Origin of the sequence: Heyndrickxia oleronia, from assembly GCF_017809215.1 — a bacterium.
In the GTDB taxonomy this organism is placed as follows: Bacteria; Bacillota; Bacilli; order Bacillales; family Bacillaceae_C; genus Heyndrickxia; species Heyndrickxia oleronia.
This window is the reverse complement of record NZ_CP065424.1, coordinates 4,202,299-4,228,673: the sequence shown is the minus strand read 5'-3', so window position 1 is coordinate 4,228,673 and position 26,375 is coordinate 4,202,299. Positions and strand designations below refer to the sequence as shown.

Here is a 26,375-nt window from a genome sequence, read left to right as displayed (position 1 = left end):
CCAGCAAAACCTAAGTATCCAATAAGTTCACAATGATTTTTAAGTGGCTTATAATCTTCTAAGTTGTAAAACATAGAACAACCTCCTTTTTAGTAACAAATAATTCGAATTATGAAACTGAGCGAGCAGGAAGCCAATTCGCTAAATAGGAAGGAATGGCACCATTCTCTGGTAAGCTTGCATGACCAGAGTTAAGAAGATGAATTGTTTTATCTGTACTTGAAACTAAATCCATAATAGGGGTAATCTGATCTCGTGTAACTAATTGGTCAAAATTTGAACCAATTACAAGTAAATTAGCTGATATGTTTGACAAAGAAGCGGGACATCCATCTATTTCAAATTGGCCCTCAATAAGCTTATTATCAATGATTAAATCATTAACGATTTGCTTCATTGCAGCACCTGTCATTGGGATATGTCCATTTGTCCATTTGTTTAATTGACCCCATTTTTCCCTATACTGACTGTCAGCGCCACGATTAAGAAGTGATAGATAATGAGAATAATAAACTGGAGAGGTTATTAATCTCATTCCACCTTTTACAAAAGAGGCGGGAACGAGTCCCATAGCGTCTAATATCGGATCAACCTCAATTTGTTTATTCACAAGAGAATTTTGCCATTGATCGAACTTAGGAAAACTTCTGAAATCAATTGGTGTTAAGGAAAGAATGATATTTTTTATAGGCTCCTTAGCTATACTTGCATACATTGTTAGAAGTGTTCCACCTAGGCAGAAACCCATCAAGCTAATTTCCTTAGCTCCTGAGTGGGCTAATGCGCGACGAACTCCCCTTTGAATATATTTTGTCACGTAATCATCGAGGGATGAATCTTTATCCTCATATCCTGGAACGCCGAAATCGAGAAGGTAAACTTCAAAACCCTCATCCATTAACGTCTGTATTAAACTATTTTCAGGTCCTAAATCGAGAATAGATGGTTGATTAATGAGTGAGTAAATAAGCAATAGCGGGACATTATATTTTCTTTCTTTAGGTTCGTAATACCATAAAGTTGTTTTATTTAATTTCCAAATAGCTTCACGATTCCGTTCATAATCGACTGGAGGATTCACTAATGCTTTCGTAAAGCCCGCCCATCTTTGAAGCTCCTTTGTCGTTTGGGTACTTATTTTCTTTTGTAAATTACCCATTTTCGGACAAACCTTCCGATGTTAATTGTTTAAGCTCCTCTAAGGATAGTAATATTTCATTTACTTTTTCGTTTAGAAGATCAACCTTCTCTTCCGTTTGTATATTGATTTTAGTTGCATTAGCAACATCTTTTTTTGTAGGAAAGTTTAATGGAATCGAAATGGTTTCAATCGAATTTTGCAGTTTCCGAATAACTGCAGCTGCTACTTGATTATGTGAACCGAAAGTCTGGATAAAGAATTTTTGATTCAGTTGTGACTGTATAGATTGGTTCAACATATTTTCAAACTTTAATCCATTCAATTTTAATATTCGGTAGACATCTAATGCTTGTTTATTCGACATAAATAAACTCCTTTCTAAAGTTTTACAGGTTTACTGTTAGTCCACCATCAACTATTAGGCATTGGCCAGTAAGATAATCGGATGCGTGGGATGCTAGAAATAGGGCGGTTCCTTTTAAATCTGTATCGTTTCCAAAGCGTTGTGCAGGAATTTTGCTTAGAATAATTTTGTTTATCTTATCAAGTGCCTGTGTAATTTTTGTTGGAAAAAAACCTGGAGCAATGGCATTTACTTGGATATTACTATTTGCAAGCTTTACTGCTAGCTCCTTCGTTAAGGTGATAACAGCCCCTTTACTTGTGTTATACGCGATAGAATCAAGGAATGCAGGATTGGTCCCATATAGACCTGTGACAGAGGAGATATTGATAATTTTTCCGCTTTGCTGATCTTTCATTACTTTAGCTGCTGCTTGAGAGAAGAAAAACATGCCCTTAAGATTGACATCCATGACTTTGTCCCATTTCTCAGCGGGTAAATCAAGTACAGGAGCGATCCATGATGTTCCGCTATTATTAATTAAAATATCAATACTTCCAAATTGATTTACTGTTTGTTCAATTACATGGTCAATATCCTTTTGTTTCGTTACGTCGCATTGGAGCGCAATAGAGTGGTATCCTTGTTGGTTCAGAGCATTACTAGTTGCTTTACAGACTTCGAGATTGCGAGAGCAAATAACAATATTGGCCCCAGCCTCTGCTAGAGCCTCAGCCATTTGCTGACCGAGTCCACTTCCACCACCAGTAACAATGGCTGTTTTGTTACTGAGGTCAAATAACTCCTTTACACCCAATTGAGTTCATCCCTTCCTATATATAATGTTCAATAAAACTCAATAATTGATTTCTATTTATTATAGGTTCGACCCTCATAAAAGGTGTTAAAATTGATATATTCGCCGCCGCCTTATTTAGCCTCATTCCTATATATTGCTGTTCCTTATAGGCTGTTTTTGGTAGTTGTTGCTTTTGTAAAATCCCTACTACCGGATTTTACTCATAATAAAGGATTCTAGCGGTTCTTATGGAGATTTCATCTCTTTTATCAGTAAAATGAAACGTGTAGCGATCCTCAGTCGATATTTATTAGTTATAACTTTACTTAAATAGCAACAATGTTTGATAAAAAGAGGCTTCTTTAAAAAAATAAGGGTAAGACCTCCATCAATTTGTTAATGGGGTCTTACCCTTATTTCTTTGACTCTTCCAACTTGACCATCAGTCAATCTTACCTTAATTCCATGAGGATGGTAGCTTGAATTGGTCAATATGTCTTTGACGACTCCACACGTTGTTTTTCCAGTCCTTTGATCCTTTTTAAGGACAATTTCTACTGTCATTCCAGCATGAATGTCGTTACGGTTTTTTCCGTTCATTTATACGCCAGTTCTTCTCCTTTGATTATTCGTTTTCTTCGTTTGTTGACTTTTCATTTTTTTAGTCGTTGGAAGTGTATTTGTATTTGTTTTACTAGAATTTGACTGATTTTTTTTATTTTCGAGTTTTTGTTTCATTGCTTCTTGTAGGCTAATTTTCTTTTTGGGAGTTTGATTTGGTTCTAATTGATTGGACTCGGTCATAAAACATTTTCCTCCTTGTCGTTTATTATAGACAGTATAATCTATTTTTTATTATAATGGAAAACAATATTAATCATTTATAACCATTACCATCCAGTTTAGAGATTATTTTAAAAAACAATTTTTTCAAAATAATAAAGGGAATAATGGCTACCTCCCTTTGATCTTACTTATTATTCGATAGGAATATCTTCAAAGTTTCCATAATCTGTGCTTTCCTCTTCGGATGATTCATCGACACTTTCGCTGCTAGATTCATCTGATGTATGTATGTTATCCATATTTTTAATTTCATTAAGATTTTCCATTAAATTTTCCACCAATTCTGCTGGTATCACACCTTTTCCATAGGTTGCTCCAATATTTAATTGCCCACTAATATCTTTAATACCAAGTTGTCCGAAATTATTTGTTTGTTCATACTTATCTAATAATATTTTTTCAATATTTACTTTTTGTATAACAATTTGTTGATCATTTTCAGGCCTTTGTGGGGGATCGGGGGGACGATTTTCAAGTATGTGTATGGCTTGTGATAAGTGCTCGGTTGTTGAGTGCAGGGATTCGTAATTTTCTTCCATTCTATTAAATAGGTTTTCTAGATGATTGATTTGAGTTTTAAGAAGTACCAACTCTTGGTCAATATACTTTTTCATTTTCGAGAAAATTTTATTTTCTAATGTTTGTATAGAACGTTGAGTATCAATTTGATTTTGTTTGGGGACGTGGTCAGCCTTAGATTGAGGTGTTATCTTATCCGTTTGTTTATAAGAATATATTTGCTTTTGTAACTCAGGTTCTAATTTGATAAATCTTTTTATTTGAACCTCTAATGTGTTGATTCTTTTTATTTTCTCTTCTAAACGCTCAATTTTTTCTTTAAGTATATCGATGTCATCATTTTTTTCACTGTGATTGAATAATCCTTTTATAGCCATATTTTCCCCACACTTTTTTTTAGACTTATATAGAAACTTTTAAGAAATTGGAATTTGTTCCTCGCTTGAGTATTTTCTCATATAAGTTACTATTAGGAGACCACTTTCGAACTTTGCATATAATTCTGAGGCTTTTGTTGGTTCAGGAAGTTCTATTTTCCTCTCAAAAGCACCATATTTTCTTTCATTTTGTATAATAATAGGGTTCAGTAACGGTAATCGACTTGTTCCTTTTACTACTAGAATATTTCCTGCTAGTGATAAGGAAACATCCTCTCGTTTATAGCCAGGTAGTTCAATGATCACAATGATTTGTGTATCAGTAAGATAGATATCCACTAATGGATAGGAACTAGTAGAGCGAGCATTTGGTGTAGGAGGTTTACTGTTTGCTTCATGTTGAGAAGGATCTTTAGAAATTTGGTCGAAAATCATATCCCAAAAGTTCCCGTTTTGATATTTTTGTGAAATATCCATCCATTGCTTTAATTTATCTATGTCCACAGGTATACCTCCTTGCTTATATGATAATGAACAGGAACTGATGAATGATCATAAATCATTTCTAATCTCATCTATATATCTTATTAATCAATCATTTTCTTCATGCACCTTTAATTCTTCATTATAAATAACTAACTTCATAAATGTTGGGCAAGAGTAATATATTTGGAAGGAAATCTTTCTCAAACCAAAGTAATAATTATCATAATAAGGAGGGAACAATGTGAAAGGAGCATCTGTAAATATCAATATTTTTATGTTAAAGATTAATTCCTTTGAGAATGCTTCAGCGGTTAATATAGGGCAAAATCTATTAGCAGACTGGAATAATTCAGATAAAAAATCACAGGGATATGGCCAAAATTTTGGTGATGAAAGCACCTTTGTTAGCCCACAAAGCTTTGTAGATGATAGGGACCAAATAGACTCTCCGGCTTCCTTTAGCTCGAACCCGATACTAAAAAGAGATTAAAAAATTATCGCTTTAGAAGAGGAAAAACTCACCTCGAAAAAATGAGACTTGTATGGAATCACATCAAAGCTTAGGAAGAATATGCTGGAAGTAGGGGTGTGAAGATAATGATGACTGGTGAGAGTAAAGAGAAACAAGTAATTCGTACTATTCAACGAGATATTAATATTGCAACAGCGGCTTTATTACTCACCGGACAAATTACTATTAGGGGAGTGTTTGTTACACCTCAGGCCTTTCGTTTATCATTAGGTGGTCCTATTACTGGTACTCAAAGGATAGAAGGAGTAAATAAAAATAAGACAGCAACTATTTTCGTTGACGTCATCGATATTTTTATTTCCATTTTACTGATTAAATCATCTTTAGCAGTTGAGGGAGTTTTTATAGGATCTAGAGAATTCTCACTGGTTGTAGGAGGTCCAATCACGGGATTGCCATTACCAGAACCTTCACTTTCTGAAATAAAAGAGGATTATCATTTATATAAAAAAGTAATTTCCGATCGATTCCATCTGAATAAGGATTTAATAAACACCTTGAAAAGGAATGATAAGTATGGCTTTAACGGATCTTCCAACGGTTAAACTTTCTAAAGGCGGGACGTTTCTAATAGCACTTCCTATTATCTTATTTATCTTTTTCTTTACCCAACATAAGGAAAGTGATAAATAAATATAAAAAAGGCATAAAAGGGAAGAACCTTTTATGCCTTAAATTATTTAATAATGGGTGCACCAGTTAATGATTCAGGAACGATGCCGAGAGCGAGAAGGCTTAATTTTGCATAGCCATTGCCTTTGAACTCAGTAAAAAATTGTTTTAGTTTATCAAAATCTACATCATTTTTTAATAATTGAACTTCTTTTTTGTATAAACGCAGCACAGATGCTTGAACAAAATTAGGCGAAGAAGTGCCTGGATCTTCATCCATTAATAAGCATCCCATATATTGATATTTAAAGTTTAGTGCTCGCGTTAAATTTGTCACATGTACTAAGCGATCAAAAAGGGCAGGAAAGGATTGTTGTAAGTTTGCAAGGCGCTCTTTTGCAGTTTGCAATTCATCAAGACTTGATAGTGTCAACATAGCAAATTTCCCTCCTTAATTATCCCATGGTTTATTTACATTAAGATAACCAGCGAGCTCTTTACTCTTTTGTCTTCTGAGTCTACGTATTTCTGCTCTTTCTTTCCCTGTATTGTATAAAAACTTTTCTTCTTCTGTTTCTGGAATGACTTCTGGAACGGGAACAGGACGTTTATTTTCATCTAATGCAACAAAGGTTAAAAATGCCGTTGCAGCAATTCTACGTTCGCCAGTCATGATATCCTCTGCAATTACTTTACAGAATATTTCCATTGACGTACGACCTGTATAAGTGACGAAAGATTCAACACAAACAGAATCAGTTTGGTGAATCGGGTATAAAAAATCAATTGAGTCAGTGGATGCCGTTACACATTCTTTTACCCTTGAATGTCTACGTGCAGACAATGTTGCAGCATCATCTAATTTTTTCATCAAAATTCCACCGAATAATGTATTATAATTATTTAAATCGCAAGATAATACTTGCGCAGTATTTACGATACGACTTTCTTTTACTTTTTTTGCATTCATATTACTGCTTCCTTTCATAAAGAAAATCCTATGAAACTTATGGGAGTTCTCCTAGCATTAATAAGTGTACGCCCCAAATAACGAGAAGTAAAATGGTTAAATTTCATTGGAAATATAGCTTTTATCAATGAAACCGCTTCTCCCTTTGCCTACCTAAATGTCAGCGAAAGAAGGATACAATATAAAAGGAAGAAAAAAGTATATTCAGTCAAATACTTGATTATTTATGATAAGTGTTTTTTTGTAAATTGCAGCCATTCTTTCGCTGCATAGGAAAGATATTGATTTTTATTCCAAATGATTGCTAATTCCCAGCGGATGGAAGGGTTTTTTATCGAAATCGCCTTTACATTTTTACTTAAATGTCGACAAATACTTTCAGGTAAAAGTGATACTCCTAAATTCCAAGAAACCATCTCTTCAATGAAAGACCATTGTGAACTTTTTGAGATGACATGGGGATTGAATCCTACACTGTTACAAGAAGAAATGATACGGTCATGTAATGCAAAATCTTTATTAAATAAAATAAATGGTTCAGAAGCTAGTTCAACTAGGTGAACCTCCGTTTTCTGAGCTAATGGATGTGATGGATGAATAATTAATTTTAAATCCTCCTCCATTAAAGGGAAATGTAAAAATAGCTCATTATTCGTTGGAAGTACGATAACACCGACATCTAAATGATTATTGTGAACATCCTCTTCAATTTTTTTTGAACCGTCTTCTCCAAATTCAAAAGTAATTCCAGGATACTTTTCATGAAATCGTCCGATTAGTTGAAGTAGAAATTGTGCGTCAAAAATAGGTGGGATTCCAATTCGAATATGTCCTTTTTTTAACTCTAAAAGATTATCTAATTCCGTTTCTAAATTGTGAAAGGCAAGGTCAATTAACTTTGCTTGTTCCAAAATGATTTGCCCAGCATCTGTTAATGTTAGCTTCTTTTTAGAACGATCAAACAGAGAAACTCCTAGCTCTTTTTCGAGGTTTTTAATCATTTTACTAATAGTTGGTTGGGTGATATATAAATGTTCAGCAGCTAATGAAAAACTATTGTATTTTGCAACCTCTAAAAAATATTGTAAATGTTTAATATCCACGCGTAATCACCACTCAAACTTATATTGTAATTTGGATATTATATCGTATTCTACCCAAAGAAGTACAACTTAGCGATTTTATTAATAAATTGTGATGAAATCTCCTTAATTGGATGCAATAATCCATTTAGTTTTCATTAATGTCTGATATATAATAAAATTAGTGAAATTTTTATTAAATTTATTTTTTAAGGAGTCATGAAATGCCCAAAATTAAAATAGTAACCGATTCAACGGTTGATATGTCTAACGAAATGATAAAAAAATATGGGATTGAAGTTGTTCCCTTATCCTTATCCATTGATGGGGAAAACTTTCTTGATCGTGTAGACATAACTCCTTCTGAATTTATTCGGAAAATGAACGCTGCACAAGAACTTCCTAAGAGTTCTCAACCTCCAGTTGGTGTATTTCTTGAGCTATATGACAGATTAGGGGAAGACGGGTACGATATATTATCGATTCATATGTCAAATGGATTAAGTGGCACTGTAAACTCTGCAGAAAATGCGGCTGCCTTATCAAAGGCAAATGTAACAGTGATTGATTCTCTTTTCATTTCGAAAGCGCTATCATTCCAAGTCGTTGAAGCTGCTCAAATGGCGGAAGATGGAAAGACTATAGATGAAATTCTAAGCAGATTGGAAACCATTCGTTCACAAACTAAGCTCTTTGTTGTAGTTGAAAAGCTTGATAACTTAGTGAAAGGTGGAAGAATAGGAAAAGGAAAAGCGCTAATTGGTTCCTTGCTTCATATTAAGCCTATTGCATCATTAGAAAATGGGGTCTACCATCCTTTAGCAAATGTTAGAAGTCATGCACAGGTTGTTAAATATTTGGTGAAAAACCTCGCTGAGGATGCAATGGGAAAGACGATTAAGAAAATCGGAATAGCCCATGCTGAAGCATCCGAATTAGTTGCCAAATTAAAAACGGCAATTTTCACAACAACTGGTTACGAAAATGTAGATATTGAGTTTACGACTCCAATTATTAGTACCCATACAGGGGCGGGAGCAATTGGTTTTATGTATTATGTAGAATAAATGAGACTGTCTTTTCAGGGAGGGTATGAATTTACCTTTCCTTTTTTTATATTTAGTTTTTATACTCTTTAAATGCATCCTTACCTATTCGTACTAAAATGCAAAAAAATGAAGATCTTACTTTTTAAAAAGGAATTTTCACAAAAGCAGAGAAAATTAAAAGAGAAGAATGGGGGGAATTAGAGAATGTATATTGAAATGTTTGAAGAAATCGTTTCGATTTGTCGCCATGACTATTCCGGATGCCAAGATAAAAAAGGTTGGGATCATCCAGAAAAATATGTTGATGAAATATGTATTTTAGAAGAAAAACAGCAATTAACTCCGGATAAATTTGTAGAAATTGTACAAGATTATTTACTTGATTTTAAGGAACAGCATATGTTTTTTAAAACATCTAAAAAAAGTGTAGAAAAGCGTTATGATGTTGGCTTTAAAGTTAGAAGATTTGAGGATCAATTATTTATTACAGATGTTGGAAAGGAAAAGCGAGTAAAGAAAGGCCATGCAATTGTGTCATTTGGGAATGTTCCGGTTATCGATTTAGTTGAAAAGCACCGCAGAGAGTTGGTGGAGGACCATCAGGAAAGGGAAAACTGGAATTCTATAATTGGAAAATATCAATTTTGCGAAATAATGGATGGAAATGGGCATACCTATCAGATGGAGCTTAAAAAATATGAGAAGGAGGAATACATACCTCAATATACGATTGAGGAGTTGGAAAAAGGAATCCTTCTCATGACTTTAACAGACTTTGCTAATGCTGATGCAATTACACAGTTAGTGCACCAGCATCAAGAAGCATTAGAAAATTGTAGAAAATTAATTATTGATGTGAGAGTTAATTATGGGGGAAATGACTCCTCTTATTTTCAATTGCTTCCCTACATATTTGAGAATCGAGAAGTGAATATAAATACTGAAGACGATGAATACATGCTCATCAACTGTACGGAACGATCCTGTGAACTTGAAATAGCCGAAATGAATAATGCTATCGCTTCAACAGAAGATGAATATACAAAAAAAGTATTAAAAATCTTTTTAAGGGAGTGGAAAAAAAATAAAGGAAAGGGCTTTGTTCAATTTGATTTGTCTGATTTAGAGGATACTATTATACAAGGAAGAAAAAACCCTGAACAAATTATTGTAATGACTGATGTCACTTGTGGTAGCTCAGGAGATTCCTTTGTAGAAATTTGCAAAAGATCTTCTAAGGTAACGGTTATTGGACGACCTACTGCAGGTTTAAATGACTACGCTAATCTGGCCGTTATGAATTGGCATGATCAATTTGAATTATGGTACCCAACATCGAGACTATCAAGAATTGATAATGGAAAGGGAATGACAGGAGTAGGTATTAAACCACATATACATATCCCATGGACTCCTAAGCATTTATTCGAAGATGTAGAAATCCAGACGGCATTGAAGTTATTAGAAGAAAAAGCAAAAGCTTAATGTTTTAGTGAGCAGGTTGTCATCATTCCTGCTCTATTTTTATCGATGAGAATTCTAAAATATATGTATGGATAACTGTAGTGGACAAAGTGTGTTAGGTCAGCGATTAGTCCTTTGAGACCAAAAATCAGCAAGGGGTTAAGGTTAGGACTTTCGGAGAAATCCACCATTTGATTTCTCTACTTGTGGGGGCACCAGCACATTTTTACGATAAAGTAGTATAAAAAGTAAAATTGACAGACCACCCATATAAAAATTAATATATAATAGATAAGTTATATAAAAAATAGAAATTATATCTATATTGTAAAATTTTGCTTCAGAGAAAGGACATAATGATGAAAGAAACGCATAAGTCGAAACATGTGTTAAAAGAATATTTTTTCGTTATTATCGGTGCGGTACTAGTTGGATTAGCCTATAACATGTTCCTCTTACCTTCAAAGCTTGCTGCAGGGGGGATATCAGGTGTTAGTACAATTTTACATGAAGTATATGGGGTTGAACCAGCTTATACACAATTTTTAATCAATATCCCATTATTTATTGTTGGCTGGATTACGATGGGAAAAGATTTTAGTGGAAAAACATTAGTTGGTACATTTTGTGTCCCATTTGTAATATGGCTTAGTACAGATATCCCGATTACTGTAACGAATCCTTTTTTAGGTTCGCTTTATGGTGGGATTGTTCTTGGGATTGGTCTAGGAATTGTATATAAAGGAAATGGATCAACGGGTGGAACTGCGGCAATTGCACAGATCGTTAAAAAATTCACGGGATTATCAAGTGGGTATTCTCAATTAATTGTAGACGGTCTTGTTGTAGCAGCATCCTTAATTGTATTTAATTTAGAGCTGACTCTATTTGCTTTAATGTGTATATATGTTTCAAGTAAAGTAATCGATTTTGTACAACTAAGAACATCAGCAACGAAATTAATCTTAATCATTACAGAGGAAGAAGAAAAAGTTCAATCAATGATTCGTGATGAAATTGATCGTGGTTTAACAAAGATTCGTTCAGTAGGTGGATATTCAAATCAAAATAAAACAATGATTCTTTGTGTTACAGAACAGGTAGAAGCGATTTACCTTAAGAAAAAACTCCAACAAGAAATTCCAACGGCCTTTGTTGTATTTATTAATGCATCTGAAATTCTTGGACGAGGCTTCACGATTGATAAATATTATGGTCAACAATTATAGGATGTTATAATAATAAGGAGCTTGTTCCTATATGGACAGGCTTCTGTTTTTTAGAGGGAAGTTATTGTTAGACAAACAGCAATGATTAAAACAAAAAAACATTGAATCTTATTCCTTAAATAGTAGGTCAATCATATATTCTGACGAAAGGAAGGAAAGTTTATGCAATATAAGTACACGATTTGCTTTATTAAAAGAGGTCATCAGCTCCTCATGCTTAATCGTGAAAAGCCTGAATGGATGGGAGTGTGGAATGGTGTTGGTGGTAAAATAGAGAAGGGTGAAACACCGGAAGAAGCAATTATTCGTGAAATTAAGGAAGAGACCGGAATTGATATCGGTCATGTAGCGTATAAAGGAACAGTTACCTGGTCGGTGAATGAAAGTTATATTGGTGGCATGTATGCTTTTGTTGCTGAATTGCCAGAAACCTATGAATATCACACTCCTATTAAGACTCAAGAAGGGATCTTGGACTGGAAGGATATATCATGGATTCTTCATCCGGAGAATGTTGGAATGGCAAATGTGAAGTTTTTCTTACATAAAATGTTGGATGATTATCGTATTTATGATCATCAGTTTATATATATTGATGGCGAAGTGGTTGACTTTCATTCAGAACGTCTAGATACCTCTACAGTTCTTCATTAAAGCTCTTTTCTCAAACATTGATGCTAGTTAGGAAATTTTTTAATTAATAAAAAATGGTTGAAGATCGACAAGTCCATCATACCGCTGAGAAAAGACTGCAAACTTTAAAAAAACGCGATCTCATTATTCAAGCAACAAACTATACGAAAATAGTTTTCTTTAAAAAATTAGTTGTCCAATAAGGGGGATCCCCCCTTATTGGACAATCTAATTCAACTATATTCCAAAACCAACACTTGATCGTTCTTCCCAATGGTTTCGCAGTGCTTTTCGATTATTCGTCTGTAAATCCTTCAGTATTTTTTCAATGTTTACCTGCTGCTCATAATGCCATTGTAGGGCAATAGACATATATAATTCATTTAATTGTGCAATGGACAGACCATTCGTTTCTTTAACTAAGTGATCTATTTCATTTTCAGATACAAATTGATGGATATTCTTTTTTATCAAATATTGTCTTCGAGCGGGCTGATCTGGAAGTGTAATTTCATATGCACGATCAAATCGTCCGGCCCGATTAATTAATGCAGGATCAATTTTTTCTGGATAATTCGTTGTTCCAATTAGGAAAATTCCTTCTTTCGAAGAAGCACCATCAAGTGCGTTTAAAAATACAGATCGAGACTCTTCAGGCATGGAGTCTATATCCTCGATAACTAAGGTCATGGGTGCCATTTTAGTTACCGTATTAAATACCTCTTTAATGGAATAACTATTCGTATATTCTGTTATTTGCCAATAAACGACTGGTGCAGATATACTTCCAGCAATCGACTTTACTAGAGTCGTTTTTCCATTCCCTGGACTCCCATACAAAAGAATCCCACGTTTATATGGAATATCATATTTCTTGAAAAACTCACCCCCATGTATGAAGAACTCATCGATTGACCGGAAAATTTCAGTTTTTATTTCTTCATCCAATAACACATCTTCCCGCATTACTTGATGAGTAATTCGTTCTTTTACTCTTTCAATTCCATCATCAGTATCTGTGAAAATAGTAATGGCATCCTTCATATATTCTTTTTGTTTCATATAAATATAATCAAAGAACCCTAGTAAACTTTCATCATTATTAGCAAAAATAAAATCCTCTTCATAATCTTCATGACTTTGAAAGATTGGTAGCTTTGCAAAGGCTACTTGATACATTGGAAAATAATAGACCGAATTATTTAAGGAGGGGATGATGTTGAATTGGTGCTCCTGATTAAAATTCGAGTATTTAATCGTTGCAGTTTCTAAACAATCAAAGACATGTCCAATGATTTGAATGTCATTTGGATCAGATTGTACGACATATTCAATTGTATCCCAAATTTCCTCTTCAATTCCCTCTTTTGAGGTATACATGTTAAAATCGATTCCTGTTTCATTTACTAAAAGTTCTTTAATCCGATAAATAGCAGCAGCAAAGTCAAAATAGTGAGGCATCATTTCCTTCGTGATATCTTTAAAATTTATAATAGATGGGATATCTTTCATTATGATTTCCTTTCTTTTATTGAATTAGCTATAACTGTAAATCATTAAAAATAGGATAGCAAGAAAAACATAGATTCGTTTATTAACTTGATAGATCGGTTACATCGACATTACTTGGTCTCATTATGGATGGTTTAGAGGACCGAGAAATTAGACTGGATTTTTTGTCTTGGATATTATCTGGAGAATTTAGATGGGCAAAAGGACAAAAACTAGTACATTAGTAAGTTGAGAGAGGGGTATCTATTTAGGTGTCTAACCCGATAATTGAAAGAAAATTAGAATTATATTCATAATAGAGTAAATAGTTAGGAAGTTGTTGACAATCTTCTTCTGAATGCTATCATAAAATTGATTGAAAACGATGAATATTATTCCAATATAGTAAATTAGGTAATTGTTTTATCTAACTATGCTGAGGCGGTGAAAGCATCATGAGTGAACAGTGGTATTTTATTGATTCAGGTGAAAATAGTCCATCCTTTAATATGGCGATGGATGAGGTCCTTCTTGATTGGCATTCCCGGGGGTTACTTCCTCCTATTCTGCGATTTTATAGTTGGAAGCCTGCAGCATTGTCTCTAGGACATTTTCAAAAAACGGTAGGTAGAATCGATGTTGATAAGGCGAAAGCAATTGGGGTTGAAATTGTGCGAAGGCCAACTGGTGGACTAGCCGTTTTACATGACAAAGAACTAACTTATAGTGTAGTGCTAAGCGAGAAGCATGATAAAATGTCGCCATCAATCATTGAGGCTTACCGAGTACTATCACAAGGTATACTTGAAGGATATCGCTATCTTGGAATTCAAGCTGATTTAGCTATTCCTAATGCACCTATTGGAAAGACCGGTACTGCCGTTTGTTTTGAAGAATCTTCGTGGTATGAATTGGAGATCGAAGGAAAAAAGGCAGCTGGAAGTGCACAAACCCGACAAAAGGGAGTTATTTTACAACACGGCTCGATTCCAATGGAAATGGATATTGAACAATTATATGATTTATTTACATTTCCGAATGAGAAGGTGAAGAATAAAGCAAAACACCTTTTTGAACAAAAAGCTGTTACGATTAACCAGATTCTTGGACGTCAAACGTCACTCGAAGAGGTAAAAGATGCCTTTAAAAAAGGCTTCGAAAAAGGATTAGATATTGAATTTACAAGCTATCAACCGAATGAGCAGATGTTAGAAGAAATAAAAGAACTTATGCGGACAAAGTATGAAAGTGAGAAATATACTTTTCAAAGATAGGGGTTAATATCAATGGCGAGAAATGAAGAGTACATAAGAAAACCTGAATGGTTGAAAATTAAACTGAATACGAATCAAAGCTATACTGGTTTGAAAAAAATGATGCGTGAAGAAAGATTGCATACTGTTTGTGAGGAAGCAAAATGTCCTAACATTCATGAATGCTGGGCCATTCGAAAAACAGCTACGTTTATGATATTAGGGGATACTTGTACACGTGGCTGTCGTTTTTGTGCGGTAAAAACAGGATTGCCAACTGAATTAGATTGGGATGAACCGGAGAGAGTGGCGAGATCAGTAGAAGTGATGGGACTTCGTCATTGTGTCGTTACTGCAGTTGCTCGTGATGATTTGGCTGATGGAGGTGCAGCAGTTTTTGCTGAAACGGTCCGTGCGATTCGACGTCGTGTTCCATCTTGTACGGTTGAGGTTTTACCTTCTGATATGAAGGGGGATTATGAAAGCTTACATACACTTATGGATGCAGGACCAGATATCTTTAATCATAATATTGAAACAGTTAGACGGTTAACAAAACGTGTTCGTTCAAAGGCGACTTATGACCGTTCTCTAGAATTGTTGAAAAGGGTTAAAGAAATAAGCCCAAACACTCCGACTAAATCAAGTCTTATGGTTGGTTTAGGAGAAACTCATGAGGAAGTACTTGAAGCGATGGATGATTTACTTGCGCATGGAGTAGATATTATGACGATCGGACAGTATCTTCAACCAACGAAAAAACATTTGCGCGTAGAACGATATGTACATCCTGATGAATTTGCTAAGTGGAAAGAAATTGCGCTTCAAAAAGGCTTTAAACACTGTGAAGCAGGTCCTATGGTTCGGTCTAGCTATCATGCAGATGAACAAGTAAACAAGGCTGCGCGTCTAAGACAATTAGAGGGTGAGAATTCTGATCCAGACCATTTAATTAGCCAATATAAAACAAAGGTAACAGGGACAGAACATCCGAAACTATAATCCTTTACAAGAAAAGAATTCTACTCTGAAACTCAAAAAAGGTATTGACAGTTTTGAAAATTTCGCTATATAATACTAACCATACTTAAATATTCATGCATTGAAGGGAATATAGTATTGTTTATCTCCCTGTTTTATAGAGAGCTGATGGTCGGTGCAAGTCAGTACAAAGATAAACATGAATTTCACTCCTAGAGCACTTTTTCATAATAAAGTTGTCATGCTTTATGAAGGAAAAGGCGGTCAATTGATCGTTAACAATGAAGAGTGGTAGATAATTGGATCTACAACTAGGGTGGTACCGCGATAATATCGTCCCTACTGATTTATTCAGTAGGGACTTTTTGTATTAAAAAAATAATAATAAGCAAATAATATAAGCGAAGATAGGATGTAAAGTAGTGTTTATCTCCCTGTTTTTTAGAGAGCTGATGATTGGTGGAAATCAGTACAAAGATAAACATGAATTTCAATTCTGGAGCTTTCTTTTCTAAAAAAGATGAAACATCTTCTAAAAGAAAAGACGGTCAAATAGATCGTTAACAATGAAGAGTGGTAGATAGTCATATCTACAACTAGGGTGGTACCGCGATAATTGATCGTCCCTACTGGATATCCAGTAGGGACTTTTTGTGTTAGTTAGTTGGTGCTGTCTATAAAGCAAAGACAGTTCCTTTCAATACATTTTGAAAAATAGGAGGAATGAAGAATGGGAAACAATGAAATGGTTCAATTACGTCAAAAGGTGGATGAAATTAATACACAGCTACTGCACCTACTAAATGAACGTGCAAAGGTAGTCCAAGAAATAGGTCAGTTGAAAAAAATACAAGGTACAAAGCGATTTGATCCGGTACGTGAACGAGAGGTTCTTGATATGATTGCAGAACAGAATGAAGGACCGTTTGAAACAACGACACTACAGCATATTTTTAAGACGATTTTTAAAGCGAGTCTTGAATTACAGGAGGATGATAATCGAAAAGCTTTACTTGTTTCCCGGAAAAAGAAGCAAGAAAATACGATTGTTGATATTAAAGGAGAAAAATTAGGAAGTGGCTTACAAACATTTATTATGGGGCCCTGTGCAGTAGAAAGTAAGGAACAAGTAAGACAAGTTGCAGAAGCTATGAAGGAGCAAGGCATAAAATTAATGCGTGGAGGAGCCTTTAAACCAAGAACATCTCCATATGATTTTCAAGGCTTAGGGGTTGAGGGTCTGCAAATATTACGTGAAGTTGCGGATGAATATGATTTAGCCGTTATTAGTGAAATACTCAATCCGAATGATGTGGAAATCTCTCTTGAATATGTTGATGTGATCCAAATTGGAGCGAGGAATATGCAGAATTTTGATTTATTACGTGCAGTTGGAAGAGTAAATAAGCCTGTTTTATTAAAAAGGGGATTGGCTGCAACCATTGATGAATTTGTTCATGCGGCTGAATACATTATTTCACAAGGAAATGACCAAATTATTTTATGTGAGCGGGGAATTCGTACGTACGAAAAAGCAACTCGGAATACCCTTGATATTTCAGCTGTTCCGATTTTGAAGAAGGAAACTCATTTACCAGTAGTGGTAGACGTTACCCATTCAACAGGACGAAAAGACTTGCTTCTTCCAACGGCCAAAGCAGCATTAGCAATTGGGGCAGACGCAGTCATGGCTGAGGTTCACCCTGATCCTGCTGTTGCTTTATCGGATTCCGCCCAGCAAATGGATATTCCGCAATTCCATACATTTATGGATGAATTAAAGGGGTTTAAAAACAAACTTGCTTAAAGCAAAATCGTAGCTGTCTATTAAGGGGTCTGACCCCTTAATGACAACTGCAAACGAGAATATAGGAAACATAGTTGTTTACATCTGAGAGGAGAATGAGTGTGAGTCAGCAAGAACAGTGGTCATCAAAGCTTGGCTTTATATTAGCTGCAGCAGGGTCAGCAATAGGTTTAGGAGCTATTTGGAAATTCCCTTATATCGCAGGTCAAAATGGGGGAGGAGCTTTCTTTCTAATTTTTATTCTATTTACATTATTACTAGGACTTCCATTGCTTTTAGCGGAATTCTCCATTGGTCGATTAACACAAGAAAATGCAGTGGATTCGTATCGAAAAATAGCACCAAAAGCGAAATGGCACTGGATAGGGATTTTAGGTATGATTGCGTGTTTTATTTTACTTTCTTTCTATAGTGTCATTGGTGGTTGGATCATTATTTATTTATACAAGGCGATTACCGGTCAGTTAAACGGTCTTTCATCTGATCAATATACACAAGTATTTGGGGACACAATTTCTGATCCAATTATTAGTTTAATCGTGCAATTATTATTTATTCTAATGACGATTGTTGTTGTTGCAAGAGGGGTTCAAAAAGGGATTGAACAAGCAAGTAAGATTATGATGCCTGCATTATTTATACTATTTATATTATTAGTTATTCGTTCAATTACCTTAGATGGAGCAATGGCTGGTATATCCTTTTTACTGCAACCGGACTTTTCAAAATTAACTTCAAAAACGATCTTGGAAGCCATGGGGCAATCATTCTTTACGTTAAGTGTAGGTGTTTCAGTAATGGTGACGTATAGTTCGTATTTACCGAAAAATCAAAGCTTACCCTGTTCAGCTTTTTCTATTGTAGGAATGAATTTAGTCATTGTACTTTTAGCTGGTTTAGCAATCTTTCCAGCAGTATTTGCTTTAGGATTGGAGCCGGGTGCAGGACCTGTACTGTTATTTAATGTACTTCCAACAGTCTTCAGTCAGTTACCGCTTGGAATGCTTTTCTTTATAGCATTTTTAATTTTATTCCTTTTTGCGGCATTAACATCAGCTTTTTCTATGCTTGAAATTATTGTGTCTGTGATCACTAAAAAGGATATAAAAGGACGTAAAAAATGGTCATGGATCATCGGAATTGCCATCTTTATTTTTGGTATTCCATCTGCCCTTTCATACGGAGCGTTAGGTGATGTTACTCTTTTAGGTAAAACATTTTTCGATTTAATGGATTATACCGTTAGTAATATTTTAATGCCGCTTGGTGCCCTTCTTATCGCTATTTTTGTACCACTTAAAGTGAAGAAATCCGTTCTTTACGAGGAATTAAAACAAGGGAGCGGTCTTAAAAGAGGACTATTCGAAGCTTGGTATTTCCTCATACGTTTTGTTGCACCAATTTTAATTTTTGTTGTCATGTTAGATGTGCTGGGAGTTTGGTAGTGCTGTAAATCATTTATTAGCATAAAATTTTTCAGGATAGTCATCCATATATCTTTCCTGTATAATTGTTAATGGTTGAAAATTTAATATATTGCAACGAAAACAGGTACTTTCTTTGTGAAGGTTTAAAAGGGAAGTTTGGTGTAATTCCAACGCGGTCCCGCCACTGTAAATGGGAGCAAACTGTAATATCCACTTTATCCATTAAAGGATAAGGGAAGGTACAGGGAGCAATGATCATGAGCCAGGAGACCTGCCTGTTTTTTGAGTGCACCAGTTTGCCTACGAGGATAGGGGGGTGTTGACGAAAACGTTTTTTAGCGTGCATGATTTGCTATTATACCGTTTTACATATGACATCTCTTTTATTAGAGATGTTTTTTTTAGGTCTTTTTCATAAAAGATATGAACAAATGTATTGTTTTTTTCCTTCTACATTAATTATGGAGGATAAAGGATCTTTGTGAAAACGGCCATCTTTATGACTATTTTAAATGTAAAAAGGAGTTTACAAATGAAAAAGCTATTAAGATTTATACCTATTTTTTTACTAATTTTTATATTGGCTGCATGTGGTACACAGCAGGATAGTGAAAAGAAAGTTAGTGATAATAAGCAGGAGACTAAGCAACAAGAGCAAGCTTTTCCCGTAACAATTACGGATGGAACCGATAAAGAAATTACTATTGATAAGAAGCCAGAGAAAATTGTTTCCCTTCTTCCAAGTAATACAGAAACAGCCTTTGCCCTTGGGTTAGATAAAGAAATTGTTGGTGTCTCGGATTTTGACAATTATCCCGAACAGGCGCAGTCAAAGGAAAAAGTTGGTGGACAAGAATTCAATGTTGAAAAAATAATTTCTTTAAAACCTGATATTGTTTTAGCTGATGCTTCACAGGCTCATAATTCTAAGGATGGATTAAAGCAATTAGAGGATTCAGGAATTAAGGTTATTGCTGTCAATAATGCAAGTTCATTTGCAGATACGTATAAAACGATTGAAATGATTGGTGCAGCAACTGGGACAAAGGAAAAAGCGGATGAAATTGTCGATGGAATGAAAGCAAAAGTTGAAGAAATTAAAGAAAAGGCGGCAGGAATTTCCAAGGAGGAGCAACCAAATGTATGGATGGAAATCTCTGCTCCACCAGATATTTATACAGCAGGTTCAGGTACCTTCATGAATGAAATGCTAGAAATGCTTGGCGCCAAAAATATTGCAGCTGCTGAAGAAGGATGGCCGAAATATTCGGAAGAAGCAGCAGTTAAAGCAAATCCGGATGTAATGATCATAACATATGGTTATTATGTAAAGGACGCAGTAGAACAAGCTTATAGTCGTAAAGGGTGGGAAGAAGTATCCGCCATTAAAAATAAACGAGTATATAGTGTCGATTCTGACAAAGTGTCAAGACCAGGTCCACGTCTTGTGGAAGGTTTAGAGGAAATGGCAAAGGCAATATATCCCGATACATTTAAATAAGTGGAGATAAGAGTGAGGAGGAAATGTTATGAGAATCTATACTAGAACAGGTGACAAGGGGCAAACAAGTATCATCGGTGGTAGAGTAGATAAAGATGATTTAAGGGTACAAGCTTATGGAACAGTGGATGAAGTGAATTGTTTTGTAGGACAAGCGATGGCTGAATTGGATCCCGATCTTTTTTCTGACGTACTTGATGATCTTGAAAAAATTCAACATGAATTATTTGATTGCGGAGGGGATCTAGCGACAAAATCAACTAAACGTCCTTATAAGCTTCAACAAGACATGATTGATTACCTTGAAGAGAAGATTGATGAGTATATCGCCAGTACACCTGAATTGGAACGCTTTATTTTACCTGGTGGGACAAAAGCGGCTGCTTCTATTCATATAGCAAGAACAGTTACAAGACGTGCTGAGCGTCTAGTTGTTAGTTTCTCAAAAGCTGAAGAAATTGTTCCTCCACTCGCTCAAATGTATTTGAATCGTTTGTCGGACTATTTTTTTGCTCTTGCAAGAGTAATTAATCACCGATCAGGAAAAAAAGATGTAGAATATATTCGAAGTGCCAAGGTTTTTCGTGACGGCAAAAGAAAAGAGAACAAAACAGAAGAAAATTGATTGATAGAAATAGGGGCTGTCTAAAGGCATAGGGGTCTGTCTCCTTTTTAGACAGTCCTTTTTCAAATGTACTAAAAGGAGTTGAAAGAGACTGCAGAAGCCAATTACTATTCGGTATCTACGGAAGAATAATTATTTTCCTTATCTATTTGGAGTGGTTTTTTTAAGTTTTTCTATTTTAATAGGCATTTCCATTGGTTCAGTAACGGTGCCAATGAAGGATATCATCCAAATCATCGGAGCGGCTATTTTCCACTTTCCATTAAGTGATAAAATAGATGCGATGAATACGAATATTGTTTTAGATATTCGACTGCCTCGTGTAATATTGGCTGGGCTAGTTGGTGCTTCATTATCGATTGCAGGTGCGGCATTTCAAGGGTTGCTTCGAAATCCTTTAGCAGACCCATATACTTTAGGGGTGTCGTCTGGAGCCTCTGTTGGAGCAGTTGCAACATTATTCTTTCATTTATCTATACCATTCATCGGAATACTTACATTGCCATTAATGAGCATAATTGGTTCATTTATTACGATATTTAGTGTTTTATTTTTTGCAAAAAAAATTGAGAGATCAATGAAAGTAGAAACAATTATATTAACTGGCATTATATTTAGTTCATTTTTTAGTTCGTTTATTTCCCTAATCATTGCTTTAACAGGCGATGAGTTAAGACAAATCATTGGTTGGCTACTTGGAAGTGTATCTATGCGAGGGTGGAGTTATGTATATATTATTATTCCATTCTTTCTCATAGGTTCAATATTATTATTAATGAATGTGAAAGAGCTTAATGCGATGTCATTAGGTGAAGAACGTGCCCAACATCTGGGGGTAAATGTTGAAAAGCGAAAGCTTCTTATTCTAATTGCTGGATCAATATTAACTGGTGCTGCCGTTTCAGTTTCAGGTGCGATTGGTTTTGTTGGATTAGTGATTCCTCATTTAATACGGATTATTCGTGGACCTAATCATAAAGGATTACTACCATTATCGCTACTCTTTGGAGCAGGGTTTTTAATTATAGCAGACTTAGTGTCACGAACGATTATTCAGCCATCAGAACTTCCAATTGGTGTGATTACCGCATTAATTGGTGCTCCTGTCTTTGCATGGATTTTAATGAATAGTAAACGAAGAAGAAGAGGGTAGAGTATGTTAACGATACGAAATGTAGCCGGAGGATATAATGGGCATAAAATAGTTAAGGACCTTAGTTTTCAGGTACATGAAGGTGAATTTTTTGGAATCCTAGGTCCGAATGGCAGTGGAAAAACAACGTTACTAAAAATGATTAGCGGGATATTACCTTTGATAGAAGGCTCGATACACTTAAAAGATCAGCTGCTTTCTACGTATCCTCCTAAAGAATTGGCAACCATAATCGCTGTTCTTCCTCAGCTCACAGGTGAATCCTTTTCTTATACTGTAGAAGAAGTTGTTGTTCTCGGACGTTACGCGCATCAAAAAGGTTTGTTTCAATCAATGAGTTCAGAAGATGAGAGAATCATTGAAGAGGCGATGGCTCAGACTGGCATTCTTTCATTTCGTCATAAATCTTTGATGGAGCTATCGGGTGGGGAGCAGCAGCGGGTTTTTCTTGCTCAAGCACTTGCCCAGCAGCCAAAAGTTTTATTATTAGATGAACCAACGAACCATCTCGATTTAACCTATCAAAAGGAATTACTCGATTTGATTAAAAAGATGACGAAACAAAATAGGTTGACTGTCATTTCTGTTTTTCACGATATAAATTTGACAGCGCTATACTGTGATCGCTTGCTTCTTCTTGATCAAGGTGAATTAGATCGAATGGGTTTACCTAATGAAGTCATTAAGGAAGAAATGATTCAACGCGTATATTCTACAAAGGTAAATAAACATTATCATCCATCTATACCAAAACCACAAATTGCCTTAATACCAGAAAGTATACCAGAGAATGCTTTAATGATTTTAAATGAAAATTATTTAAGACAGGAAGGGGAATATCTCGTCTATGAATCTCCTATTCCATTAAAAACAATGTCTTCAGCTGTCATAAATCCTGGAGTTGGCTGGTTCCAATCCTTTGTTAATCGTCACGTTGATAAGAATTATAATTGTGAGAATCATTTTGAGGAAATGTCCCAATATCTAGTAGAAAAAGGGTTTCTTCTAGAGTCTACAGTAGGCATGATGACAGCCGTAAAAATGGAGGATGCTATTTGGAAATTTGTCGAGGGAACGGGCTTCTCATTATTCATCGTTGTTACAGCAGGAGTGGGGAATGCGGTAGATGTCTCTAGAGGAACCGATCATTCATCTAATTACATACCAGGTACCATTAACATATGGATATTTATAAATGGAGATTTGTCAGAGGAAGCTTATATTCAAGCGATTGCAACAGCGACTGAAGCGAAGGTAAAGAGTTTGCATGATATGAAAATAATGGACCCTTTAACAGGAACGATTGCAACGGGCACCTCTACAGATAGTATCCTTATCGCAGCAACTCAAAACGGTGAAAAACTGCAATACGCAGGTTCAATAGCACCTTTAGGTCAGTTAATTGGTACATATGTTTATCAATGTACGAAAAAAGCCATTGAAAAATCTATCGAAAGGAAAAGCAAATGATTTTACATCATCTCTGTGCACTAACCATCGCAATTATCATTGATTGGTTTATTGGAGATCCACCGAAATGGCCACACCCAGTAAAATGGATGGGTTCATTGATTTCCTTTTTCACTAAGCATTTAAATAAGGGAAATCATCGTAAGGGTAGAGGAGTCTTCATGCTTAGTTTAATTGTGTTATTAACAGGTTTAATTACACTAACTATTACGATTCTATTATATCAATGGCATACATTAGCGGGAGTAATTGGTGAAGCGTTAATGATTGCCACTACCATTGCCCAAAAAGGATTGAAAGATGCTGGATTAGAAGTGTATGAGCCATTAATGAATAAGGATTTACCATTAGCAAGAACTAAATTGTCCTATATTGTAGGAAGAGATACGGAGCAGTTGGATGAATCAGAGATTGTAAGGGGAACGGTCGAAACAATTGCAGAAAATACAAGTGATGGGATAACTGCTCCATTATTTTGGGCACTAATAGGTGGTGCTCCATTAGCTATGATTTATCGAGCAATAAATACCTGTGATTCAATGGTTGGCTATCGGAATCAAAAATACGAACAATTTGGTTGGGCATCAGCCCGTTTAGATGATTGGGTCAATTGGATTCCTAGCCGGTTAACAGGATGTATAATTCTCCTTTTTTGTAAACCTGTGTATTTGAATCTAAAACCAGCTTGGAAACTATTTTTGACAGATGCTAAAAAACATCCGAGTCCTAATAGTGGCTGGTGTGAAGCAGCTGTTGCCGTTATTTTAGGCATTCAGTTAGGAGGCGTGAATTATTATAAAGGGATTGTATCGGATCGTGCACGGATGGGACAGCCATTTGAAGCGTTAAAGGCAGTACATATAAAAAAGACGATAGTGATTATGAGTAGTGCCGTACTTCTCTTTACACTATTTTTATGGATAGGAGGGATTACTATTGACATTGCCACCTCATGGTTCTAACCCAAAATATGTTTATCAGGCAACAAAGCTCCCAACTCCACAACAACTAATAGATTTTAGTGTGAATGTAAATCCATTTGGTTCGCCTCCTATTTTAAGAGAAAAGTGGCATGAATGGTTTCCTCTATTGGAAGATTATCCTGATCCACATGCCTCCATTTTGAAGCGAGAAATTTCAATAAAAGAAGGGATCGGAGAAGAGTATCTTTTAATTGGAAATGGTGGTGCTGAGATCATTGCTTTGGTGGCTCAGCTTTATCAAGGGAAAAGAATCTTAATTATTCAACCTGCTTTTAGTGAGTATGAACAAGCTTGTCTTGCACAGAAATGTATAGTTGAACATCATGTTTTAGAAGAAGGCATTTGGAAACTAAAAATGGAGGAACTATTGCCGAAAGTTAAACATTATGATGCGATCTTTTTATGTACGCCAAATAATCCAACAGGTGTTGTATATGATCGGCAATCGATCATTGAACTAGTGGAAGAGGGATATCGCTCGCAATGCTCGATTATTATTGATGAAGCATTCTATGATTTTACTGTTGATAGTGAAACGTATATTTCTTTAGTAAAGCAATATCCTAATTTGATTGTATTACGTTCATTGACTAAGATGTTTGCGATAGCTGGTCTAAGATTGGGCATCGGCGTAGCCCAACCTCAGGTTATTCAACAACTCGCAGCTTTAAAACCGCATTGGAGTGTGAATGCGATTGCAATAAAGGCAGGGCTTGAATGTATATCTCAAGATTCATATATTCGTCATACGAAGCAATTAATTCATGTGGAACGCAATAGATTAAAAGACTTTTATAAAGAGAATGGATTCTGTATGTCCGAATCGGCTGTGAACTTTTATCTCGTAAAAGATCCAACAATAACAGAGGCAGCACCATTATACGAGTATTTGTTAAAGAAGGGGCTCGTACCAAGACATACGATGAATTTTCCTGGACTAGATGGACGTTGGTTAAGATTTGCGATCAGAAAGCAAAACGAAAATAACCAGCTAATGGAGGCACTTTCGGAATGGAAGAATCAAAACTAATTTTTATAAGTGGAGGAGTTCGAAGTGGAAAGAGCAGCTTTGCTGAGAGTATAGCAATAAATCATGCAAAAATGATTAATGGCAATCTACATTATTTGGCTTGTGGCAAGGCAACAGATCCCGAAATGCTCGATCGAATTGCCCATCATAAGGAAACCCGAAATTCTAGTGAGCTTCCTTGGACGAATTGGGAGTGTCCAACAAATATAGGGAAGTTAAGCCCGAATTTTAAGCAAGGAGACGTTATCTTATTAGATTGTTTAACGACTCTATTGAATAATGAATTATTCATAGATGAAAGGGCCTGGGAAAAAGAAAGTTACCAAGAACAGATTTATCACGCTATTCTTGAAGATATTAAAAACATAAGAGATCAATGTAGTATATTGATCATTGTTTCAAATGAAGTGTTCAATGAGGTGTTACCAAAAAGTGAGATTGTTTTTGCGTATGAAAGACTATTGGGATATTTACATCAAAGCATAACCAAGCAATCGTCTTCTGCATATTTAATTGAATCTGGGCTTCCTCATGTCATGAAGGGAGAGGTGAATGAACTGTGTTAAAAGGTT

General features: G+C 35.4%; 28 protein-coding genes, 1 riboswitch and 2 other annotated features. Of the genes, 17 read left to right on the top strand and 11 right to left on the bottom strand.

The window, feature by feature from the left end; all coding sequences use genetic code 11:
- Positions 1-109: 109 nt before the first annotated feature.
- The 7 genes from I5818_RS21170 to I5818_RS21140 form a co-directional block, all read right to left on the bottom strand.
- Positions 110-1,159 carry an alpha/beta fold hydrolase gene (locus I5818_RS21170; protein ID WP_071977683.1) on the bottom strand — a complete coding sequence of 350 codons (1,050 nt, stop codon included), beginning with the start codon at positions 1,157-1,159 and terminating at the stop codon, positions 110-112.
- Positions 1,152-1,505: a hypothetical protein gene (locus tag I5818_RS21165; RefSeq protein ID WP_058006206.1), complete on the bottom strand. Its 354-nt coding sequence runs from the start codon at positions 1,503-1,505 to the stop codon at positions 1,152-1,154. Before I5818_RS21165 ends, I5818_RS21170 begins: the two co-directional genes overlap by 8 nt.
- A 22-nt stretch (positions 1,506-1,527) precedes the next feature.
- Positions 1,528-2,301, bottom strand: coding sequence for an SDR family oxidoreductase (locus I5818_RS21160; RefSeq protein ID WP_078110923.1), 774 nt, complete (start codon positions 2,299-2,301; stop codon positions 1,528-1,530).
- Between the two features lie 378 nt (positions 2,302-2,679).
- Complete coding sequence (locus I5818_RS21155; RefSeq protein ID WP_078110924.1) at positions 2,680-2,883, bottom strand: YwbE family protein; 204 nt, start codon at positions 2,881-2,883, stop codon at positions 2,680-2,682.
- A complete protein-coding gene (locus tag I5818_RS21150) occupies positions 2,884-3,087 on the bottom strand; it encodes a hypothetical protein (RefSeq protein WP_058006203.1) in 204 nt (67 codons plus the stop codon).
- Between the two features lie 173 nt (positions 3,088-3,260).
- Positions 3,261-4,025, bottom strand: coding sequence for a chorismate mutase (locus I5818_RS21145; protein ID WP_078110925.1), 765 nt, complete (start codon positions 4,023-4,025; stop codon positions 3,261-3,263).
- Positions 4,026-4,064: 39 nt separating this feature from the next.
- Entirely contained in the window at positions 4,065-4,529 is a 465-nt protein-coding gene (locus tag I5818_RS21140; RefSeq protein ID WP_071977687.1) for an Hsp20/alpha crystallin family protein, read from the bottom strand.
- A gap of 256 nt (positions 4,530-4,785) precedes the next feature.
- Between I5818_RS21140 and I5818_RS21135 the strand changes: the two genes are divergently transcribed.
- Positions 4,786-5,001: a hypothetical protein gene (locus tag I5818_RS21135; protein ID WP_058006214.1), complete on the top strand. Its 216-nt coding sequence runs from the start codon at positions 4,786-4,788 to the stop codon at positions 4,999-5,001.
- A gap of 107 nt (positions 5,002-5,108) precedes the next feature.
- Complete coding sequence (locus tag I5818_RS21130) at positions 5,109-5,588, top strand: hypothetical protein (RefSeq protein ID WP_078110926.1); 480 nt, start codon at positions 5,109-5,111, stop codon at positions 5,586-5,588.
- A 131-nt stretch (positions 5,589-5,719) separates the two neighbouring features.
- On the opposite strand, the gene I5818_RS21125 is transcribed toward I5818_RS21130, so the two are convergent.
- The 3 genes from I5818_RS21125 to cidR form a co-directional block, all read right to left on the bottom strand.
- On the bottom strand, positions 5,720-6,091 hold the full coding sequence (locus I5818_RS21125; protein ID WP_078110927.1) for a hypothetical protein: 372 nt from the start codon (positions 6,089-6,091) through the stop codon (positions 5,720-5,722).
- Between the two features lie 15 nt (positions 6,092-6,106).
- Positions 6,107-6,625: an acyl-CoA thioesterase gene (locus I5818_RS21120; protein WP_058006198.1), complete on the bottom strand. Its 519-nt coding sequence runs from the start codon at positions 6,623-6,625 to the stop codon at positions 6,107-6,109.
- A gap of 224 nt (positions 6,626-6,849) precedes the next feature.
- Positions 6,850-7,728, bottom strand: coding sequence for a cidABC operon transcriptional activator CidR (gene cidR, locus I5818_RS21115; RefSeq protein WP_058006197.1), 879 nt, complete (start codon positions 7,726-7,728; stop codon positions 6,850-6,852).
- A gap of 203 nt (positions 7,729-7,931) precedes the next feature.
- On the opposite strand from cidR, the gene I5818_RS21110 reads away from it, so the two are divergent.
- The 4 genes from I5818_RS21110 to I5818_RS21095 all read left to right on the top strand — a co-directional run bounded on the left by I5818_RS21110 (position 7,932) and on the right by I5818_RS21095 (position 12,103).
- Complete coding sequence (locus I5818_RS21110) at positions 7,932-8,774, top strand: DegV family protein (RefSeq protein ID WP_071977689.1); 843 nt, start codon at positions 7,932-7,934, stop codon at positions 8,772-8,774.
- A 186-nt stretch (positions 8,775-8,960) separates the two neighbouring features.
- Positions 8,961-10,241: a S41 family peptidase gene (locus tag I5818_RS21105; RefSeq protein ID WP_071977690.1), complete on the top strand. Its 1,281-nt coding sequence runs from the start codon at positions 8,961-8,963 to the stop codon at positions 10,239-10,241.
- Positions 10,242-10,579: 338 nt separating this feature from the next.
- Positions 10,580-11,449 carry a YitT family protein gene (locus I5818_RS21100; protein WP_078110478.1) on the top strand — a complete coding sequence of 290 codons (870 nt, stop codon included), beginning with the start codon at positions 10,580-10,582 and terminating at the stop codon, positions 11,447-11,449.
- Between the two features lie 162 nt (positions 11,450-11,611).
- Positions 11,612-12,103, top strand: coding sequence for an NUDIX hydrolase (locus tag I5818_RS21095; RefSeq protein WP_071977691.1), 492 nt, complete (start codon positions 11,612-11,614; stop codon positions 12,101-12,103).
- A gap of 216 nt (positions 12,104-12,319) precedes the next feature.
- Here the strand turns inward: I5818_RS21095 and I5818_RS21090 are convergent, their stop codons facing one another.
- Positions 12,320-13,594 (bottom strand): AAA family ATPase, encoded by a 1,275-nt coding sequence (locus tag I5818_RS21090; protein ID WP_071977692.1) that lies wholly within the window; start codon positions 13,592-13,594, stop codon positions 12,320-12,322.
- 431 nt (positions 13,595-14,025) lie between these two features.
- Between I5818_RS21090 and I5818_RS21085 the strand changes: the two genes are divergently transcribed.
- From I5818_RS21085 to I5818_RS21035, 11 genes are all read left to right on the top strand, one after another.
- Positions 14,026-14,847: a lipoate--protein ligase family protein gene (locus I5818_RS21085; protein ID WP_139254994.1), complete on the top strand. Its 822-nt coding sequence runs from the start codon at positions 14,026-14,028 to the stop codon at positions 14,845-14,847.
- Positions 14,848-14,859: 12 nt separating this feature from the next.
- Positions 14,860-15,828, top strand: a complete 969-nt coding sequence (lipA, locus tag I5818_RS21080) for a lipoyl synthase (protein ID WP_071977693.1) — start codon at positions 14,860-14,862, stop codon at positions 15,826-15,828.
- A gap of 91 nt (positions 15,829-15,919) precedes the next feature.
- Positions 15,920-16,151: a binding site (T-box leader), on the top strand.
- Between the two features lie 51 nt (positions 16,152-16,202).
- Positions 16,203-16,438: a binding site (T-box leader), on the top strand.
- Positions 16,439-16,537: 99 nt separating this feature from the next.
- A complete protein-coding gene (locus tag I5818_RS21075; protein ID WP_058006190.1) occupies positions 16,538-17,614 on the top strand; it encodes a bifunctional 3-deoxy-7-phosphoheptulonate synthase/chorismate mutase in 1,077 nt (358 codons plus the stop codon).
- A gap of 95 nt (positions 17,615-17,709) precedes the next feature.
- A complete protein-coding gene (locus I5818_RS21070; RefSeq protein ID WP_078110475.1) occupies positions 17,710-19,059 on the top strand; it encodes a sodium-dependent transporter in 1,350 nt (449 codons plus the stop codon).
- An 87-nt stretch (positions 19,060-19,146) separates the two neighbouring features.
- Positions 19,147-19,334: riboswitch (cobalamin riboswitch) on the top strand.
- A 239-nt stretch (positions 19,335-19,573) separates the two neighbouring features.
- Entirely contained in the window at positions 19,574-20,542 is a 969-nt protein-coding gene (locus I5818_RS21065; protein WP_078110474.1) for an ABC transporter substrate-binding protein, read from the top strand.
- Between the two features lie 28 nt (positions 20,543-20,570).
- Positions 20,571-21,167, top strand: a complete 597-nt coding sequence (locus I5818_RS21060; protein ID WP_058006187.1) for a cob(I)yrinic acid a,c-diamide adenosyltransferase — start codon at positions 20,571-20,573, stop codon at positions 21,165-21,167.
- A gap of 91 nt (positions 21,168-21,258) precedes the next feature.
- Complete coding sequence (locus I5818_RS21055) at positions 21,259-22,320, top strand: FecCD family ABC transporter permease (protein WP_218958275.1); 1,062 nt, start codon at positions 21,259-21,261, stop codon at positions 22,318-22,320.
- A 3-nt stretch (positions 22,321-22,323) separates the two neighbouring features.
- Positions 22,324-23,790, top strand: coding sequence for an adenosylcobinamide amidohydrolase (locus I5818_RS21050; RefSeq protein ID WP_078110473.1), 1,467 nt, complete (start codon positions 22,324-22,326; stop codon positions 23,788-23,790).
- Positions 23,787-24,752 carry an adenosylcobinamide-phosphate synthase CbiB gene (gene cbiB, locus I5818_RS21045; RefSeq protein ID WP_078110472.1) on the top strand — a complete coding sequence of 322 codons (966 nt, stop codon included), beginning with the start codon at positions 23,787-23,789 and terminating at the stop codon, positions 24,750-24,752. The genes I5818_RS21050 and cbiB overlap by 4 nt, the downstream gene beginning before the upstream one ends.
- Positions 24,727-25,803 carry a threonine-phosphate decarboxylase CobD gene (cobD, locus tag I5818_RS21040; RefSeq protein WP_078110471.1) on the top strand — a complete coding sequence of 359 codons (1,077 nt, stop codon included), beginning with the start codon at positions 24,727-24,729 and terminating at the stop codon, positions 25,801-25,803. The genes cbiB and cobD overlap by 26 nt, the downstream gene beginning before the upstream one ends.
- Complete coding sequence (locus I5818_RS21035) at positions 25,785-26,369, top strand: bifunctional adenosylcobinamide kinase/adenosylcobinamide-phosphate guanylyltransferase (protein WP_058006182.1); 585 nt, start codon at positions 25,785-25,787, stop codon at positions 26,367-26,369. The genes cobD and I5818_RS21035 overlap by 19 nt, the downstream gene beginning before the upstream one ends.
- The last annotated feature ends 6 nt before the right edge of the window (positions 26,370-26,375 follow it).

Coding starts and splice junctions, on each gene's coding strand:
- I5818_RS21170 (WP_071977683.1), bottom strand. CDS start 1,159: ATGGGTAATTTACAAAAGAAAATAAGTACCCAAACGACAAAGGAGCTT.
- I5818_RS21165 (WP_058006206.1), bottom strand. CDS start 1,505: ATGTCGAATAAACAAGCATTAGATGTCTACCGAATATTAAAATTGAAT.
- I5818_RS21155 (WP_078110924.1), bottom strand. CDS start 2,883: ATGAACGGAAAAAACCGTAACGACATTCATGCTGGAATGACAGTAGAA.
- I5818_RS21150 (WP_058006203.1), bottom strand. CDS start 3,087: ATGACCGAGTCCAATCAATTAGAACCAAATCAAACTCCCAAAAAGAAA.
- I5818_RS21145 (WP_078110925.1), bottom strand. CDS start 4,025: ATGGCTATAAAAGGATTATTCAATCACAGTGAAAAAAATGATGACATC.
- I5818_RS21135 (WP_058006214.1), top strand. CDS start 4,786: ATGTTAAAGATTAATTCCTTTGAGAATGCTTCAGCGGTTAATATAGGG.
- I5818_RS21130 (WP_078110926.1), top strand. CDS start 5,109: ATGATGACTGGTGAGAGTAAAGAGAAACAAGTAATTCGTACTATTCAA.
- I5818_RS21125 (WP_078110927.1), bottom strand. CDS start 6,091: ATGTTGACACTATCAAGTCTTGATGAATTGCAAACTGCAAAAGAGCGC.
- I5818_RS21120 (WP_058006198.1), bottom strand. CDS start 6,625: ATGAATGCAAAAAAAGTAAAAGAAAGTCGTATCGTAAATACTGCGCAA.
- I5818_RS21110 (WP_071977689.1), top strand. CDS start 7,932: ATGCCCAAAATTAAAATAGTAACCGATTCAACGGTTGATATGTCTAAC.
- I5818_RS21105 (WP_071977690.1), top strand. CDS start 8,961: ATGTATATTGAAATGTTTGAAGAAATCGTTTCGATTTGTCGCCATGAC.
- I5818_RS21100 (WP_078110478.1), top strand. CDS start 10,580: ATGAAAGAAACGCATAAGTCGAAACATGTGTTAAAAGAATATTTTTTC.
- I5818_RS21095 (WP_071977691.1), top strand. CDS start 11,612: ATGCAATATAAGTACACGATTTGCTTTATTAAAAGAGGTCATCAGCTC.
- I5818_RS21090 (WP_071977692.1), bottom strand. CDS start 13,594: ATGAAAGATATCCCATCTATTATAAATTTTAAAGATATCACGAAGGAA.
- lipA (WP_071977693.1), top strand. CDS start 14,860: ATGGCGAGAAATGAAGAGTACATAAGAAAACCTGAATGGTTGAAAATT.
- I5818_RS21075 (WP_058006190.1), top strand. CDS start 16,538: ATGGGAAACAATGAAATGGTTCAATTACGTCAAAAGGTGGATGAAATT.
- I5818_RS21070 (WP_078110475.1), top strand. CDS start 17,710: ATGAGTGTGAGTCAGCAAGAACAGTGGTCATCAAAGCTTGGCTTTATA.
- I5818_RS21065 (WP_078110474.1), top strand. CDS start 19,574: ATGAAAAAGCTATTAAGATTTATACCTATTTTTTTACTAATTTTTATA.
- I5818_RS21060 (WP_058006187.1), top strand. CDS start 20,571: ATGAGAATCTATACTAGAACAGGTGACAAGGGGCAAACAAGTATCATC.
- I5818_RS21050 (WP_078110473.1), top strand. CDS start 22,324: ATGTTAACGATACGAAATGTAGCCGGAGGATATAATGGGCATAAAATA.
- cbiB (WP_078110472.1), top strand. CDS start 23,787: ATGATTTTACATCATCTCTGTGCACTAACCATCGCAATTATCATTGAT.
- I5818_RS21035 (WP_058006182.1), top strand. CDS start 25,785: ATGGAAGAATCAAAACTAATTTTTATAAGTGGAGGAGTTCGAAGTGGA.